Below are 16,589 nucleotides of genomic sequence, written 5' to 3'. Positions count from 1 at the left end.
ACTACAGATATTGTTCGCAGCAGACAGGATGTATTTAATATGCCAACAGTTCTCTCTCGCATGGCGATGCACCTCAAAAAAACAGCCTGGATAGTTCCCGTCTTCATGGTTTCGGGATGCTCATTATCTCCGGCAATCCCGGTGATCGGCGCTTATTATCCCAGCTGGTTTTTCTGCGCCATTGCCAGCCTTATTTTGACGCTCATCACGAGGCGAATTATTCAGTGGGCAAATATCAATCTGGCATTTGTCGGAATTATTTATACCGCCCTTTTTGCTCTCTACGCCATGCTGTTCTGGCTGGCATTTTTCTAATCTATTTGAGACGCGCTCATGGAAAGTACGCCGAAAAAAGCTCCTCGCAGTAAATTCCCTGCTCTGTTAGTGGTTGCGTTGGCGCTGGTTGCCCTTGTTTTCGTTATCTGGCGCGTAGACAGTGCGCCATCAACTAATGACGCTTACGCGTCAGCAGATACCATTGATGTGGTGCCGGAAGTCAGCGGTCGCATTGTAGAACTGGCGGTCACCGACAACCAGGCAGTCAAACAGGGCGATTTGCTGTTCCGCATCGACCCGCGCCCATACGAGGCCAATCTGGCGAAAGCCGAAGCCTCCCTCGCGGCGCTGGATAAGCAAATTATGCTCACCCAGCGTAGCGTTGACGCGCAACAGTTTGGTGCCGACTCGGTTAATGCCACGGTAGAAAAAGCCCGTGCCGCTGCAAAACAGGCCAGCGATACATTACGCCGCACCGAGCCATTACTGAAAGAAGGTTTTGTCTCAGCGGAAGACGTTGACCGTGCAAGAACGGCGCAGCGCGCCGCAGAAGCGGATCTTAATGCCGTATTGTTACAGGCGCAGTCAGCCGCCAGCGCCGTCAGCGGCGTCGATGCACTGGTCGCCCAACGTGCGGCTGTCGAAGCGGATATTGCGCTGACGAAACTGCATCTGGAAATGGCGACCGTCCGCGCGCCGTTTGATGGCCGGGTCATTTCCCTCAAAACCTCGGTTGGGCAATTTGCTTCTGCCATGCGCCCTATCTTCACCCTAATCGACACTCGTCACTGGTACGTGATCGCCAACTTCCGCGAAACCGATCTGAAAAATATTCGCTCAGGTACACCCGCAACCATTCGCCTGATGAGTGACAGCGGCAAAACCTTCGAGGGTAAAGTGGATTCGATTGGCTACGGCGTGCTACCGGATGACGGCGGCCTGGTGCTGGGCGGCCTGCCGAAAGTGTCACGTTCTATTAACTGGGTCCGCGTTGCCCAGCGTTTTCCGGTCAAAATCATGGTTGATAAACCTGACCCGGAAATGTTCCGCATCGGCGCTTCGGCAGTCGCTAATCTTGAGCCGCAATAATGAGCGCGCTCAACTCCCTGCCATTACCGGTGGTCAGGCTGCTGGCGTTCTTTCATGAAGAGTTAAGCGAGCGGCGACCTGGCCGCGTGCCGCAGACCGTGCAACTCTGGGTAGGCTGCCTGCTGGTGATTCTGATCTCGATGACCTTTGAGATCCCCTTCGTGGCGTTATCGCTGGCAGTGCTGTTTTACGGTATTCAGTCGAACGCGTTTTACACCAAATTTGTAGCGATCTTATTTGTGGTCGCCACGGTGCTGGAGATCGCCAGCCTGTTTTTGATCTACAAATGGTCATACGGCGAACCGTTGATCCGATTGATCATTGCCGGACCAATCCTGATGGGCTGCATGTTTTTGATGCGCACCCATCGGCTGGGGCTGGTCTTTTTCGCCGTTGCCATTGTCGCTATTTACGGGCAAACCTTCCCCGCCATGCTCGACTATCCGGAAGTGGTCGTGCGCTTAACGCTGTGGTGTATCGTTGTTGGCCTCTATCCAACCTTGCTGATGACGTTAATCGGCGTGCTGTGGTTTCCCAGTCGTGCCATTACGCAAATGCATCAGGCGCTTAATGATCGGCTTGATGATGCCATTAATCACCTGACGGACAGCCTCGCACCGCTACCCGAAACGCGGATTGAAAGAGAGGCGCTGGCGCTGCAAAAACTCAATGTCTTTTGTCTCGCGGACGATGCCAACTGGCGAACCCAGAGCGCATGGTGGCAAAGCTGCGTGGCAACGGTAACCTACATTTACTCGACGCTGAATCGCTACGATCCCACCTCTTTTGCTGATTCTCAGGCAATCATTGAATTTCGGCAAAAATTAGCCTCAGAAATCAACAAACTGCAACATGCCATTGCCGAAGGTCGGTGCTGGCAAAGCGACTGGCGGATCAGTGAAAGTGAAGCGATGGCAGCACGGGAATGTAACCTGGAGAATATCTGCCAGACGTTGTTGCAACTGGGTCAGATGGACCCGAATACGCCGCCAACGCCCGCAGCCAAACCGCCGTCAATGGTCGCCGATGCTTTTACCAATCCAGACTATATTCGCTACGCGGTAAAAACGCTGCTCGCCTGTTTGATCTGTTACACCTTCTACAGCGGCGTCGACTGGGAAGGCATTCACACCTGTATGCTGACCTGCGTGATCGTCGCTAACCCGAACGTCGGTTCGTCGTACCAGAAGATGGTGCTGCGTTTTGGCGGGGCTTTTTGCGGCGCGATTCTGGCGCTGTTATTCACGCTACTGGTCATGCCCTGGCTGGACAATATTGTCGAATTGCTGTTTGTGCTGGCACCGATTTTCCTGTTGGGCGCATGGATTGCCACCAGCTCTGAACGCTCTTCTTATATCGGCACACAGATGGTGGTCACCTTCGCGCTCGCCACGCTCGAAAACGTTTTTGGCCCGGTGTACGACCTGGTGGAAATTCGCGATCGCGCCCTGGGTATCATCATTGGTACCGTGGTGTCCGCGGTGATTTACACCTTTGTCTGGCCTGAAAGTGAAGCGCGCACGCTGCCGCAAAAACTGGCTGGCGCGCTGGGTATGTTAAGTAAAGTAATGCGGATCCCACGCCAGCAGGAAGCCACGGCTCTGCGCACTTATCTGCAAATTCGCATAGGTCTGCATGCGGCGTTTAATGCCTGTGAAGAGATGTGCCAACGCGTAGCGCTGGAGCGTCAACTGGACAGCGAAGAACGCGCATTACTGATTGAACGTTCGCAAACGGTTATTCGTCAGGGACGCGACATTCTTCACGCCTGGGATGCGACCTGGAACTCGGCGCAGGCGCTGGATAACGCACTACAGCCGGACAGAGCTGGCCAGTTTGCCGACGCACTGGAGAAATACGCCGCCGGTCTGGCAACCGCACTCAGCCGTTCTCCTCAAATAACGCTTGAAGAAACACCCGCCTCGCAGGCCATCCTGCCGACCTTATTAAAACAGGAGCAACACGTCTGCCAGCTTTTCGCCCGCTTGCCAGACTGGACAGCCCCGGCATTAACGCCCGCCACGGAACAGGCACAAGGAGCCACGCAATGATCAATCGTCAACTTTCACGCCTGCTGTTGTGCAGCATTCTCGGCAGCACGACGCTGATTTCCGGCTGTGCCCTGGTACGTAAGGATTCTGCGCCTCATCAACAGCTCAAACCGGAACAAATCAAACTTGTCGATGATATCCATCTGGCCAGTTCCGGCTGGCCGCAGGCGCAGTGGTGGAAACAATTTAACGATCCGCAACTGGATGCCCTGATCCAGCGCACACTGCAAGGTTCACACACGCTTGCTGAAGCGAAACTGCGGGAAGAAAAAGCGCAATCGCAGGCCGACCTGTTAGATGCCGGTTCACAATTGCAGGTGGCGGCGTTAGGGATGCTCAACCGCCAACGTGTCTCGGCGAACGGTTTTTTAAGCCCTTATTCAATGGATGCGCCAGCACTGGGTATGGACGGGCCGTACTATACGGAAGCCACAGTAGGTTTGTTTGCCGGACTGGATCTCGATTTGTGGGGTGTACATCGCTCGGCGGTTGCCGCCGCTATTGGCGCGCATAATGCCGCGCTGGCAGAAACCGCAGCAGTAGAGCTATCGCTGACCACGGGCGTAGCGCAGCTTTATTACAGTATGCAGGCCAGCTATCAGATGCTTGATCTGTTAGAACAAACTCGCGATGTGATTGATTACGCGGTGAAAGCGCACCAGAGTAAAGTGGCACACGGCCTGGAAGCGCAAGTGCCTTTCCACGGCGCGCGGGCACAGATTCTGGCGGTCGATAAACAAATTGCTGCCGTCAAAGGACAAATCACCGAAACGCGAGAATCTCTGCGTGCATTGATTGGCGCGGGAGCCAGCGATATGCCGGAGATCAAACCGGTGGCATTACCGCAAGTACAGACCGGTATTCCGGCGACGCTCTCTTATGAGTTGCTCGCCAGACGCCCGGATCTGCAAGCCATGCGCTGGTATGTTCAGGCGTCATTAGATCAGGTAGATTCCGCGCGGGCGCTGTTCTACCCGAGCTTTGATATCAAAGCGTTTTTCGGTCTGGACTCCATCCACCTGGATACCTTATTCAAAAAAACCAGTCGCCAGTTCAACTTCATCCCGGGTCTGAAATTGCCGCTGTTTGACGGTGGACGGTTGAATGCCAATCTCGAAGGCACTCGCACCGCCAGCAACATGATGATTGAACGTTACAACCAGTCAGTACTGAACGCGGTGCGCGACGTTGCAGTCAATGGCACGCGTCTGCAAACGCTCAACGACGAGCGGGAGATGCAGGCAGAACGCGTAGAAGCAACCCGCTTCTCCCAGCGTGCCGCCGACGCCGCCTACCAACGCGGTCTAACCAGCCGCTTACTGGCTACCGAAGCTCAGTTGCCGGTGCTTTCCGAAGAGATGTCATTACTGATGCTGGACAGCCGCCGGGTGATTCAAAGTATTCAGTTGATGAAATCGCTGGGCGGCGGGTATCAGGCGGCTCCCGTCGTTGAGAAAAAATAAAATGTCTGCCGCGTGATGGCTGTCACGCGGTATTTCGTTTCGTCACGTCAAAACTGACGACAGCCTGTTTTTCGTCAGAGTTTTGAATAAATAGTGCCCGTAATATCAGGGAATAGCCTCAAATAAAATGTGGCATAAAAGATGCATACTGTGGTCGAGAGCGCGTATGCGTGATTTGATTAACTGGAGCGAGACTGATGAAAAAAGTCGTCACGGTTTGCCCCTATTGCGCATCAGGTTGCAAAATCAACCTGGTCGTCGATAACGGCAAAATCGTCCGGGCGGAGGCAGCGCAGGGGAAAACCAACCAGGGTACTCTGTGTCTGAAGGGTTATTATGGCTGGGATTTTATTAACGATACCCAGATCCTGACCCCGCGCCTGAAAACCCCCATGATCCGTCGCCAGCGTGGCGGCAAACTCGAACCTGTTTCCTGGGATGAGGCACTGAATTACGTTGCCGAGCGCCTGAGCGCCATCAAAGAGAAGTACGGTCCGGATGCCATCCAGACGACAGGCTCCTCGCGTGGTACGGGTAACGAAACCAACTATGTAATGCAAAAATTTGCGCGCGCCGTTATTGGTACCAATAACGTTGACTGCTGCGCTCGCGTCTGACACGGCCCATCGGTTGCAGGTCTGCACCAATCGGTCGGTAACGGCGCAATGAGCAATGCCATTAACGAAATTGATAATACCGATTTAGTGTTCGTTTTCGGGTACAACCCGGCGGATTCCCACCCTATCGTGGCGAATCACGTGATTAACGCTAAACGTAACGGGGCGAAAATTATCGTCTGCGATCCGCGCAAAATTGAAACCGCGCGCATTGCTGACATGCACATCGCACTGAAAAACGGCTCGAACATCGCGCTGTTGAATGCGATGGGTCATGTCATTATTGAAGAAAATCTGTACGACAAAGCGTTTGTCGCTTCTCGCACAGAGGGCTTTGAAGAGTATCGTAAAATCGTTGAAGGCTACACGCCGGAGTCGGTTGAAGATATCACCGGCGTTAGCGCCAGTGAGATTCGTCAGGCGGCGCGGATGTATGCCCAGGCGGAAAGCGCATCTATTCTGTGGGGCATGGGTGTGACCCAGTTCTATCAGGGCGTGGAAACCGTGCGTTCTCTGACCAGCCTCGCGATGCTGACCGGTAACCTCGGTAAGCCGCATGCGGGCGTTAACCCGGTTCGTGGTCAGAACAACGTGCAGGGCGCCTGTGATATGGGCGCGCTGCCGGATACGTATCCGGGATACCAGTACGTGAAAGATCCGGCTAACCGCGAGAAATTCGCCAAAGCCTGGGGCGTAGAAAGCCTGCCTGCTCATACCGGTTATCGCATCAGCGAGCTGCCGCACCGCGCAGCGCATGGCGAAGTGCGTGCCGCGTACATTATGGGCGAAGATCCGCTGCAAACGGATGCGGAACTGTCGGCAGTACGTAAAGCCTTTGAAGATCTGGAACTGGTCATCGTTCAGGACATCTTTATGACCAAAACCGCGTCGGCGGCGGATGTCATTTTACCGTCAACGTCGTGGGGCGAGCATGAAGGTGTCTATACTGCGGCTGACCGTGGCTTCCAGCGTTTCTTCAAGGCGGTTGAACCGAAGTGGGATCTGAAAACGGACTGGCAGATTATCAGTGAAATCGCCACCCGTATGGGTTATCCGATGCACTACAACAACACCCAGGAGATCTGGGACGAGTTGCGTCATCTGTGCCCGGATTTCTACGGTGCGACTTACGAGAAAATGGGCGAACTGGGCTTCATTCAGTGGCCTTGCCGCGATACGTCAGATGCCGATCAGGGGACTTCTTATCTGTTTAAAGAGAAGTTTGATACCCCGAACGGTCTGGCGCAGTTCTTCACCTGCGATTGGGTTGCGCCAATCGACAAACTCACCGACGAGTACCCGATGGTACTGTCAACGGTGCGTGAAGTTGGCCACTACTCTTGCCGTTCGATGACCGGTAACTGTGCGGCACTGGCGGCGCTGGCTGATGAACCTGGCTACGCACAAATTAATACCGAAGACGCCAAACGTCTGGGTATTGAAGATGAGGCATTGGTTTGGGTGCACTCGCGTAAAGGCAAAATTATCACCCGTGCGCAGGTCAGCGATCGTCCTAACAAAGGGGCGATTTACATGACCTACCAGTGGTGGATTGGCGCCTGTAACGAGCTGGTTACCGAGAACTTAAGCCCAATTACCAAAACGCCGGAGTACAAATACTGCGCCGTGCGCGTCGAGCCGATCGCCGATCAGCGCGCCGCCGAGCAGTACGTGATTGACGAGTACAACAAGTTGAAAACTCGCCTGCGCGAAGCGGCACTGGCGTAAATAAGTCCCTTCTACAGCCTCCTCTGGGAGGCTGTTTTTTTATCCATTCGAACTCTTTATACTGGATACACCCTACCCAATCGTATTATCAAAATGAAAAAAATTATCGCATTGATGTTGTTTTTGACATTCTTTGCCCACGCGAACGACTCCGAGCCTGGCAGCCAGTATGTAAAGGCGGCAGAGGCCGGAGACAGACGCGCACAATATTTTCTTGCCGACAGCTGGTTTAGCTCCGGCGATTTGAGCAAAGCCGAATATTGGGCACAGAAAGCCGCCGACAGTGGTGATGCCGATGCCTGCGCGCTGTTGGCGCAGATTAAAATCACCAATCCGGTCAGTCTGGACTATCCACAAGCAAAAATTCTCGCCGAAAAAGCAGCGCAAGCGGGCAGTAAAGAAGGTGAAGTGACGCTGGCACATATTCTGGTGAATACTCAGGCAGGTAAACCGGATTATCCGAAGGCGATTTCGCTGTTAGAAAACGCCTCGGAAGATCTGGAGAACGACTCCGCCGTCGATGCCCAGATGCTGCTTGGTTTGATTTACGCCAACGGCATAGGCATTAAGGCCGATGATGAGAAAGCGACCTGGTATTTCAAGCGTAGCTCTGCGATTTCCCGTACCGGTTATTCCGAGTACTGGGCAGGAATGATGTTCTTAAACGGTGAAGAAGGTTTTATCGAGAAGAACAAACAGAAGGCGCTGCACTGGTTGAACCTGAGCTGTATGGAAGGGTTTGATACCGGGTGTGAAGAGTTTGAAAAATTAACCAATGGTTAAGGTAGCCCTGATAAAACGCGTTAAACGTCGCATCAGGCATTGATGTCGGTTGATGTCGGATGCGGCGTAAACGCCTTATCCGACCTACAAAATCACGCTAAATCAGGCTATTGCGCTGTCTGGCGTAGGCCTGATAAGACGCGGCAAGCGTCGCATCAGGCATCCACACATTGCCGGGTGGATGTCCCCGGCAATCTTCAATTACTGATCCGCAGTCTTATCAAATTTGCCCAGCACTTCACGCTCGTAGGCCATCGCTTTTTTGTGGTCAAATTTGTGTTCCCACTTGGCAATCACCAGCACCGCCAGCGCATTACCTACCACGTTCAGCGCGGTACGCGCCATGTCGAGGATACGGTCAACACCGGCAATAAACGCCAGACCTTCCAGCGGAATGCCTACGCTACCCAGCGTTGCCAGCAACACCACAAACGACACGCCCGGCACGCCAGCAATCCCTTTCGAGGTCACCATCAGCGTCAGCACCAGAATGATTTCCTGCCAGATGGACAGGTCAATACCATACAACTGCGCGATGAAAATAGCGGCAATACTTTGATACAGCGTCGAACCATCAAGGTTAAAAGAGTAACCGGTCGGCACCACGAAACTGGTGATCGATGCCGGGGCGCCGTAGGCTTCCATCTTCTCAATAATTCGCGGCAGTACGCTTTCTGAGCTGGCAGTGGAGTACGCCAGAATCAGCTCATCTTTCAGAATACGAATCAGGATCCAGACACTTAACCCGCACAGGCGCGCCACAATTCCCAGCACTACCAGCGCGAAGAACAGAATGGCGAAATGCACCAGCAGCACCAGTTTCGCCAGTGGCCACAGAGAAGAGAAACCAAAGTTAGCCACCGTCACCGCAATCAGCGCAAACACACCCACTGGGGCATAGCGCATCACCATGTGCGTCACTTTAAACATGGTTTCAGAGATAGAGCGGAACACGGTCACCAGCGGTTCACGATGCAACGCAGGCAGAGAGGAAAGCCCCAAACCAAACAGCACCGAGAAGAAGATGATTGGCAGCATTTCGCCTTTCGCCATCGACGCCACAATGTTCGTCGGCACCAGCGACAAAATCGTGCCCATAATGCCGTGGGAACTGCTTTGGACTGCTTCCGTAGTGCTCTGATATTTCGAGATATCGACGGTCGCCAGCTGCGACATATCCACCCCGGCACCGGGCTGGAAGACGTTCGCCAGAGTGATCCCCAAAATGATAGCGATGGTGGTGATCACCTCGAAGTAGATAATGGTTTTCGCACCAATTCGCCCGAGCTGTTTGGCGTCGCCGACACCTGCGATACCGACCACCAGCGTGGAAATTACGATCGGCACAACAATCATTTTGATCAGGTGGATGAAGATATCACCCGCTGGAGAAAGCAAATTGACGACCAGCCAGTCGCGACTGTCGCTATGGTAGTGCAGGTAGCTTCCCAGGAGAATGCCCAGCACCATAGCAAACAGAATCTGCCAGGCCAGGCTGAATTTTATATTTTTCATATGAATGACTTCCTCAATGGAGCGCCGTTCCCCGTTCAGAAACGCGAGAACGTGACATACTGCCAGGGCATGAATTGTGTTGCGTTGGTTTGTAGATTTTTTTAACGCTTATGATCAGTATCATTTGCGCGGTATGTTGCGCAACCCTTTAACAACAGAGCTTTTCGCTGCATTAATGCATAATAACGCGAGTTTATGGCAGGATTAATGAATAACCATTTGTTATGGAAAGATTTTTATTTGTTTAATCTGCAATAATACTGATTAGTGATTATTTTTGGCATATGTTCATTCGATTATTTTTTATGCAGCTCAATGACATAATCTTCAACGCCGGATGATTAATCCGATCGCCGCTGTAGCAGTTTTGCCATATTAATCGACTCAACCAACTGTGTTCGGTTAACTCGCGGTGAGTTGAGATCCATCACTTTTTGCCATAGTTCGATGGCTTGCGCGTAGTTCGCCTGCATAAACGCATCTGAAGCCAGCAGCATCAGGGCGGTGATTTCATTACTGTCCAGCGCGAGGGCTTTGTCGATCATTGCGCGAGTCTGGGCGGTCATATGCTGGCTGGCCTGGTAATAAAGCACCGTCGCCAGCGCCGCATACAGTTCAGCGTTCTCACCACGTAGTTGCAACGCCTGACGGTACGCCAGCAGCGAATTGCTGTAATCGTTTTGCCACAGATAGTACTCGCCCAGTAACGCCCACTGTTCGCTGTTTTGTGGATTAGCGCGGATTTTATCCTGCAATGCCTGAAGCTGCGCTTCCGGGGTTGGCTGGCTGGCAAACTGATGCAGCGGATCGCGCTGACGCTGATACTCCGCACGTACCGCCTGCCATTTTGGGCTTAACAGATAACTGCCGATACAGAGAAATACCATCAAAATCGTGAGTGTTGTCAGCATTTTCACCGGTATTTGTGACTGTTTCATCGCTTCGCCCTCACTCGCCAGAGGATCAGTGCCATCAGCAGTAACAACACCACTGGCAGCGCCCACAACACCAGCGTCTGACCCGTTAACGGTGGGTTATAGCGAACAAAATCTCCGTAGCGTTCGGTCATCCAGCCAATGATTTCGGCTTCGTTCTTCCCCTCCTCCACCATGCTGTAAACCTGATGGCGCATACTGACTGCAACCGGCGCATTGGATTCCAGTAAGTTCTGATTCTGGCACTGCGGACAACGTAACTGGCTGGCAATATTTAACGCCTGTTGCTGTTGTTGCGGATTGGCGAATTGCCAGGTGTCTACGACCTGAGCGTGCGCAAAACAGGTAAATAGCAGCAGCAAAGTGAGAAGCCCTTTATTCATAGCGCTTCCTCCCCCGCCATCCGCTTAACAATGCGCCTGCAATCATCAACAATCCTCCCCCCCAGATCCAGCGCACACCGCTTTGTACATACAAACGAAAAGCGTAACGATCCGCTCCGGTTTTTTCACCCATGACCGCATACCAGTCATGGATGCCGTTCCAGCGAATTGACGGCTCCATCATTTGCTGACGACGAGCTTCGTAAAAACGCCGCTCCGGCGTTAATTCACCAATACGTTGCTGATGGTCAAACAGTGCCACTATCGCTTTTTCGCTGGTGTAATTGCCTTTGGCTTGCAGATCGAGGCGCTCAAAACGGAAGGTGTATCCTGCCAGCGTCACCTGCTGACCCGGCTGTAAATTCAGGCTGATCTCCTGACGGCTGACGCTGGAGACCACGATCCCCGCGGCAAATAACAGCACGCCCGCATGCGCCAGCAGCGCCGGAAGCTGCGCGCGTTTGCCAGAGACAAACGTCGCCAGCACAATCACCACCAGCATCAACAGACCAAACGGTAACGTTGCGCGGTTAAAATACGGTGCGCCAACGGAGAGGCGTCCCCAGCCCAGCAAGCCGTAAATCATCGGATAAAGCGTTCCCACCAGCACGATCAGTAGCACTGCGCAAAACAGCAACAGCGTAGCGAGAATTAACATTTCTCGCGATAACACCGAAAAACGCACCGCCGGGCCACCGTCCCGCGCTCGCCAGCCATACAGAGCCAGAGACGCAAGGCTAATCAGCGCAAACAGGCTGAACAACGGCACGGCGCGGACGTTATCCAGCGCGAACGCATGAACCGAAACCAGAATGCCAGAACGGACAATCAACGTCCCCAGCAGCGACAGCATCAGAGTAACGATCGCCAGCAGCAGCGACCAGTGGCGGAAAATCCCCCGCTGGCGTGTCAGGGATAAACTGTGCAGCAGCGCAGTGGCAGAAAGCCAGGGTAATAAAGAGGCGTTTTCCACCGGATCCCAGAACCACCAGCCGCCCCAGCCCAGTTCGCAATAGGCCCACCAGGAACCGAGGATGATCCCCGCCGTTAATGCGCTCCAGCCAGGTAGTGCCCAGCGCCAACAAATTCTGGCGCAGGCACCATCAAACTCGCCGCGCAGTAAACTCGCCAGCGCCACGCTCGCCGCCACCATCAAACCGCCATAGCCAAGGTAAAGCAGCGGCGGATGAAAGATAAGACCGGGATGTTGCAGCATCGGATTGAGATCGCGGCCTTCGATTGCTGGTGGAAATATCCGCACGAAAGGGTCGGACCACAGCACCACAAACAGTAGCAGCGCGGCGAGCATGAGAGATAAAACGGCTAGCGTCAGCGGAAATAGCGGATCGGTTTGCTGCCGATAATGCCAGGCAAACAGCGCGCTCCAGACGGAAAGCAACAGCACCCAAAGTAGCAACGAACCTTCATGACCGCCCCACACCGCCGCCAGTTTGAGTTCCCACGACAGCAGGCTGTAGCTATGTTGGGCGACATAAATGACCGAGAAATCGCTGATGAGAAAACAATACGTCAGTACGCCAAAGGCGAGCAGCAGGAGCGCGAACTGCGCCAGAATGCCGATGCAAGTGAGTCGCATCATGGCAGGCCAGCGCAACCGCACTCCCGCGAAAGTCGTCAACGGGGTCAACACGTTGACCCCGAGACTTAACAACAACGCCAGAAAACCGACTTCAGGAAGGAATACGTCCAGAAACCACCTCTTTTCTGGCTTACGCCACCGTCAACTGTCCGGCGTAGAGAATGAAAAAGCGCAGCATCAACACGCCGACCAGGCTGGCCCCACACGCCGCCAGCACGGCAGGAATGCCGGAACTGCGATTGACCCACGGTTTGAGCAACATTGGCACAATCAGCCCCAGCCCGGCGACACCAAGCCAGAACCACCACGTCCAGAAACCGCCCCCCAATGCCGCCACCAGCGCACGCACTTTACCGTCATCGCCCAGCGCCAGACCGACAAAAAACGCCACCAGCAGGAAGATTTCGCCCCATACCACAGGGATTTCCATACGGTGAACAAAGTGCGCTTCCGTGGAATGCGGATTTTTGCGCTGACGTATCGCCATGGCGATCAGCGCCACCGCCGCACCGGACGAGATGCCGGAGAAGAGGAACAGCACCGGCAGGATCGGATTATTGAGGAACGGATACGATTTCAGCGCCGACAGCAGAAAGCCGGTATAAGCCCCCAGCAGCACCGCCAGCACCAGCATCAATGTTTCCAGTCCGCGATGAACGGGCGTCAGCAGGCTCAGAACCTTTTGCACGATCCCCAGCTTCGGCAACCAGCGTTGTTGCAGGGCAAGCAAATCATGTTCAAAGATTTTCGCCAGCCACAGCACCAGCACCACCATGTAGAGCTGAAACAGCATCACCCCCATCGACATCACCGAGGTAAAACTGTAGTGGAACATCAGCTTCCAGAAGGTCCACGGCTTTGTCAGGTGGAAGACGAGGATCAACAGACCGAGGATCACCGCGCCAGGCCCGACAATCAGCGTGGTGCGCAGCAACGTACTGTCTGCACCGCCCGCCTGCGGGTAGAAGCGACGTAACAGCACGGCCAGCGTCACCAGACCGGCAGAAATACCAATCAAAAACAGGTAGATGGCAATCGGCCAGTCCCACACCAGCGATTCAAAATGAAATGCGGAAGTCTGCGTCATTGGCTCACCTCCCCGTATTTAAACGGCACGCGGTACAGCTTCGGTTTGGTTCCCAGCGCCAGCTTGTAGCGGTAAGTGGGCTTCTGGCGCAGCAGTTGTGAAATCTCACTGTTGGGATCGTCCAGATTGCCAAACGTCAGCGCCTTCGTCGGGCAAGCTTCAACGCACGCGGGTAACTTACCGGCCTGCAAATTAGTCTTGCGGCAGAAATCGCATTTGTCCGCTGTCTTCGTGACCGGATGGATAAAGCGCACGCGGTACGGACAGGCGGCGATGCAATACTGACAACCGACGCAGAGATCCGGATTAACATCGACAATCCCACTGGCGGCATCGCGAAAAGACGCACCGGTCGGGCAGACGTCAACGCACGGCGCATGATCGCAGTGCTGACAAGACTTACGGAAGAAGCGATATTTCACATCAGGAAATTCGCCCTGCGGCTCGCTACGAATAATCGTCAGGCGCGACACACCTTCCGGCACCTTGTTCACTTCCCGACAAGCATCCATACAGGCGGTACAGCCGATACATAACGACTCGTCATGCACCATGCCGTAACGCACCCCATTGATATTCAACGTTTTCGCCACCACGCGCCCTGCGGTGCCGCTGACGGCTGCCAGCACGCCGACGCCGGTGAGAAACTGGCGACGTGACCAGGTCATGGCTGCTCCTTAAGCAACGGAACAGACGCCGGGTTAAAGTTCGGATTGGTGCGCTGATCGCTGTGGCAATCGACGCAAATCTTAATCCGTCCTTTGTCACTTAACGTCTGCATCGTATCTTGCTGTGGATGCAGGGAATGGCAGCTGGCGCACGCCACTTTGGTTACGTGAACATCGTGCGGCCAGAACGCTTTTTGCAACTGTTCCGGCAGATGGCAGGACATACAAACACTGTTCTGCTCACCAACCTTGTACATCGGCTCGTTAAAGCGCATCACATCTTTCACCCCTTCACGGTGTTGCGGTGATGGCTGACCGTGACAGTTGGTGCAGGTGACCGGCAGTTTGTTATTCGGGTTGATAACGGAAGCATGTTTGCCATGCATACCTTCGGTATCTGGCTTATGACAGTCCAGACAGGCGGCATCCGGGTTACGCTGCTGGGTAACTTCGTAGCGATCACCAGATGCCTGCGCCGCAGGGGTAGCGGTAATTCCGTTCAGGCTCCACAACAGGCCCGACGCCAGCACCCCGGCAGTTAATAACGAACGTAATACGCTCATATTCACTCCATTGTGTTTTCCGCCCCTTGCGAGGCGGAACGGGGTTATTGGCTTAACAGACCGTTTTTACGTGCCTGTTCTTCCCACTGCGGGATCACCGTTTTGATGAAGTCCTGCTTCTCGGCCTTGATTTGTTCCATGTTCAGGCCAATGGCCTGCTGGGCTTTCTCTTTGGTCGAGATATCCGGGATCTGGATTTCATGGGTGATGCCTTTGGTCGCCAGCAGACGCGCCAGTTTGGTACGCGCATCCGCCGCTTTATCCATCGCCGTACCGAGCATCCGCAGACCTTCTTCCGGTGCGTGCATATGAATGCCGTGGGAAGCGATCGCCAGATCCCAACGCCACTGGGCATGACGGATATCGTCCTGAATCGGCTTCATTTCGGCTTCCGTCGCGCCTGCGTCCAGTGCAGCTTTCGCTTCGAAGTGAGCGTGAACCAGTTGATCTTCCACCTTGATTTTCAGGTCGTTAATCGACTGCTTACGTTCCGCGACCACTTTTTGCAAGGCGGCTTTGTCCTGGGTATGGCAGTTCGCACAAGTCTGGGCGAAGTTATCAAACGGATTACCAATTTTATGGTCGGTGTAGAGTTTGCCTTCGGCGTTCTGCACTTTTGGCATATGGCAGTCGATACAGGTCACGTTGTTTTTGCCGTGAATGCCCGCTGTCCAGGTTTCATATTCCGGGTGCTGCGCTTTCAGCATTGGCGTTTTCGACAGGGAGTTAGTCCAGTCAGAGAAGGCAATTTTGTCGTAATACTGCTCCATATTTTCGACTTTCATGCCGTCATCCCACGGGAATTTAACCGCTTTGTTTTTGCCGTCGAAGTAATACTCCACATGGCACTGACCGCAAACCATCGATTGCTGGTCGAAACGTCCGGCTTTCTCAAAAGGTTTACCAATGGCTTCCATCGCGCGAGCCGCATACGGACGGGAAAGGGTTAACTCCGGCTTGCCTTTGGCGAACTCTGGTGAGGCGGTGTTATGGCAGTCGGCACAACCTAAGTTGTTGACGATTTCCGGGCCGCCGCGCGCCCATTTACCGTGGAAGTAGCCATCTTCGCCGTCTTTCTGGATCAGACGCGCCACATCCGGGCTTTTACAACTCCAGCATGCCATCGGTAGCGGACCATCTTCGGCGTTTTTCGGCGCACCGGTACGCAGGGTTTCACGCACATCGGTCACAGCAAAAGCATGTCCACGCGGCTTGTTGTAATCGCGCGAGAAGGGATACCCCGCCCACAGGATCACCAGCCGTGGATCTTCCGCCAGCGCGTCAACACGCTCTGACTGTTCCGAGGTGGCTTTCCAGGAGAGATATTGATCGGGATGCTGTGGGGCAAAGGTTTCATTCTTCGCTTCCACAGTTACAGGTTTCGCGGGAGCGGCCGTTTGTTCAGCGTGAACAGAAGTGAAAAAGAAAAAAGGAATCAACAAGCTGAAGATACGGCGTGCGTTTATTTTTATCCTTGTCATAGGGGCTTTATCCAAATTTTGCCATTGAGGCAATGGCAGTTTTTATTGTTTTTTCATGACAGTAACCGCACATACACTGTCATGACATTGCTCGCCCCTATGTGTAACAAATAACCACACTGTGAATGTTGTCTTTAATCAATTGTAAGTGCATGTGAAATACCACTTTAGAGTTAGTCGATAATTTCCTCCATTTCAAACACATGCATAACTGCATGTTCCAGAAAGAAAATGCCAACTTTTGTTGCTGTCCTTCAAAAATAATCCTGTCGTTTATTTGCACAATTCTACTTTTGCGTGATCTGCCGCCCAAATACTAAACAAAACTGCCAATACCCCTACATTTAACG

At 53.6% G+C, this 16,589-nt stretch carries 14 protein-coding genes; 6 read left to right on the top strand and 8 right to left on the bottom strand.

Annotation, left to right across the window (positions count from 1 at the left end; all coding sequences use genetic code 11):
• Positions 1-39: 39 nt before the first annotated feature.
• The 6 genes from D9597_RS20515 to yjcO all read left to right on the top strand — a co-directional run bounded on the left by D9597_RS20515 (position 40) and on the right by yjcO (position 8,007).
• Positions 40-315: a YtcA family lipoprotein gene (locus D9597_RS20515; protein WP_130224321.1), complete on the top strand. Its 276-nt coding sequence runs from the start codon at positions 40-42 to the stop codon at positions 313-315.
• 18 nt (positions 316-333) lie between these two features.
• Positions 334-1,365 (top strand): multidrug efflux transporter periplasmic adaptor subunit MdtN, encoded by a 1,032-nt coding sequence (gene mdtN / locus D9597_RS20510; protein ID WP_000446360.1) that lies wholly within the window; start codon positions 334-336, stop codon positions 1,363-1,365.
• On the top strand, positions 1,365-3,416 hold the full coding sequence (gene mdtO / locus D9597_RS20505) for a multidrug efflux transporter permease subunit MdtO (RefSeq protein WP_130224319.1): 2,052 nt from the start codon (positions 1,365-1,367) through the stop codon (positions 3,414-3,416). Before mdtN ends, mdtO begins: the two co-directional genes overlap by 1 nt.
• On the top strand, positions 3,413-4,879 hold the full coding sequence (gene mdtP, locus D9597_RS20500) for a multidrug efflux transporter outer membrane subunit MdtP (RefSeq protein ID WP_130224317.1): 1,467 nt from the start codon (positions 3,413-3,415) through the stop codon (positions 4,877-4,879). Before mdtO ends, mdtP begins: the two co-directional genes overlap by 4 nt.
• A 197-nt stretch (positions 4,880-5,076) precedes the next feature.
• On the top strand, positions 5,077-7,224 hold the full coding sequence (gene fdhF, locus D9597_RS20495; protein WP_077629246.1) for a formate dehydrogenase subunit alpha: 2,148 nt from the start codon (positions 5,077-5,079) through the stop codon (positions 7,222-7,224).
• Between the two features lie 93 nt (positions 7,225-7,317).
• Positions 7,318-8,007, top strand: coding sequence for a Sel1 family TPR-like repeat protein YjcO (gene yjcO, locus D9597_RS20490; RefSeq protein ID WP_064525643.1), 690 nt, complete (start codon positions 7,318-7,320; stop codon positions 8,005-8,007).
• A 201-nt stretch (positions 8,008-8,208) separates the two neighbouring features.
• Here the strand turns inward: yjcO and gltP are convergent, their stop codons facing one another.
• The 8 genes from gltP to nrfA all read right to left on the bottom strand — a co-directional run bounded on the left by gltP (position 8,209) and on the right by nrfA (position 16,239).
• On the bottom strand, positions 8,209-9,522 hold the full coding sequence (gene gltP, locus D9597_RS20485) for a glutamate/aspartate:proton symporter GltP (protein ID WP_130218549.1): 1,314 nt from the start codon (positions 9,520-9,522) through the stop codon (positions 8,209-8,211).
• Positions 9,523-9,863: 341 nt separating this feature from the next.
• Positions 9,864-10,460 (bottom strand): heme lyase NrfEFG subunit NrfG, encoded by a 597-nt coding sequence (gene nrfG, locus D9597_RS20480; protein WP_130224315.1) that lies wholly within the window; start codon positions 10,458-10,460, stop codon positions 9,864-9,866.
• Complete coding sequence (gene nrfF, locus D9597_RS20475; protein ID WP_130224313.1) at positions 10,457-10,840, bottom strand: heme lyase NrfEFG subunit NrfF; 384 nt, start codon at positions 10,838-10,840, stop codon at positions 10,457-10,459. Before nrfF ends, nrfG begins: the two co-directional genes overlap by 4 nt.
• Positions 10,833-12,551, bottom strand: coding sequence for a heme lyase CcmF/NrfE family subunit (locus tag D9597_RS20470; RefSeq protein ID WP_130224301.1), 1,719 nt, complete (start codon positions 12,549-12,551; stop codon positions 10,833-10,835). The genes nrfF and D9597_RS20470 overlap by 8 nt, the downstream gene beginning before the upstream one ends.
• Before the next feature lie 19 nt (positions 12,552-12,570).
• Positions 12,571-13,527: a cytochrome c nitrite reductase subunit NrfD gene (gene nrfD / locus D9597_RS20465; protein ID WP_001601119.1), complete on the bottom strand. Its 957-nt coding sequence runs from the start codon at positions 13,525-13,527 to the stop codon at positions 12,571-12,573.
• Positions 13,524-14,195, bottom strand: a complete 672-nt coding sequence (gene nrfC / locus D9597_RS20460; protein WP_000220281.1) for a cytochrome c nitrite reductase Fe-S protein — start codon at positions 14,193-14,195, stop codon at positions 13,524-13,526. The genes nrfD and nrfC overlap by 4 nt, the downstream gene beginning before the upstream one ends.
• Positions 14,192-14,758: a cytochrome c nitrite reductase pentaheme subunit gene (gene nrfB, locus D9597_RS20455; protein ID WP_001296647.1), complete on the bottom strand. Its 567-nt coding sequence runs from the start codon at positions 14,756-14,758 to the stop codon at positions 14,192-14,194. The genes nrfC and nrfB overlap by 4 nt, the downstream gene beginning before the upstream one ends.
• Positions 14,759-14,802: 44 nt before the next feature.
• Positions 14,803-16,239: an ammonia-forming nitrite reductase cytochrome c552 subunit gene (gene nrfA / locus D9597_RS20450; protein ID WP_000196875.1), complete on the bottom strand. Its 1,437-nt coding sequence runs from the start codon at positions 16,237-16,239 to the stop codon at positions 14,803-14,805.
• Between the last annotated feature and the right edge of the window lie 350 nt (positions 16,240-16,589).

This window comes from Escherichia sp. E13S3 (assembly GCF_004212325.1).
GTDB lineage: Bacteria > Pseudomonadota > Gammaproteobacteria > Enterobacterales > Enterobacteriaceae > Escherichia.
Note: the sequence above shows the minus strand (reverse complement) of the source record. Positions and strands in the feature narration are given on the sequence as shown.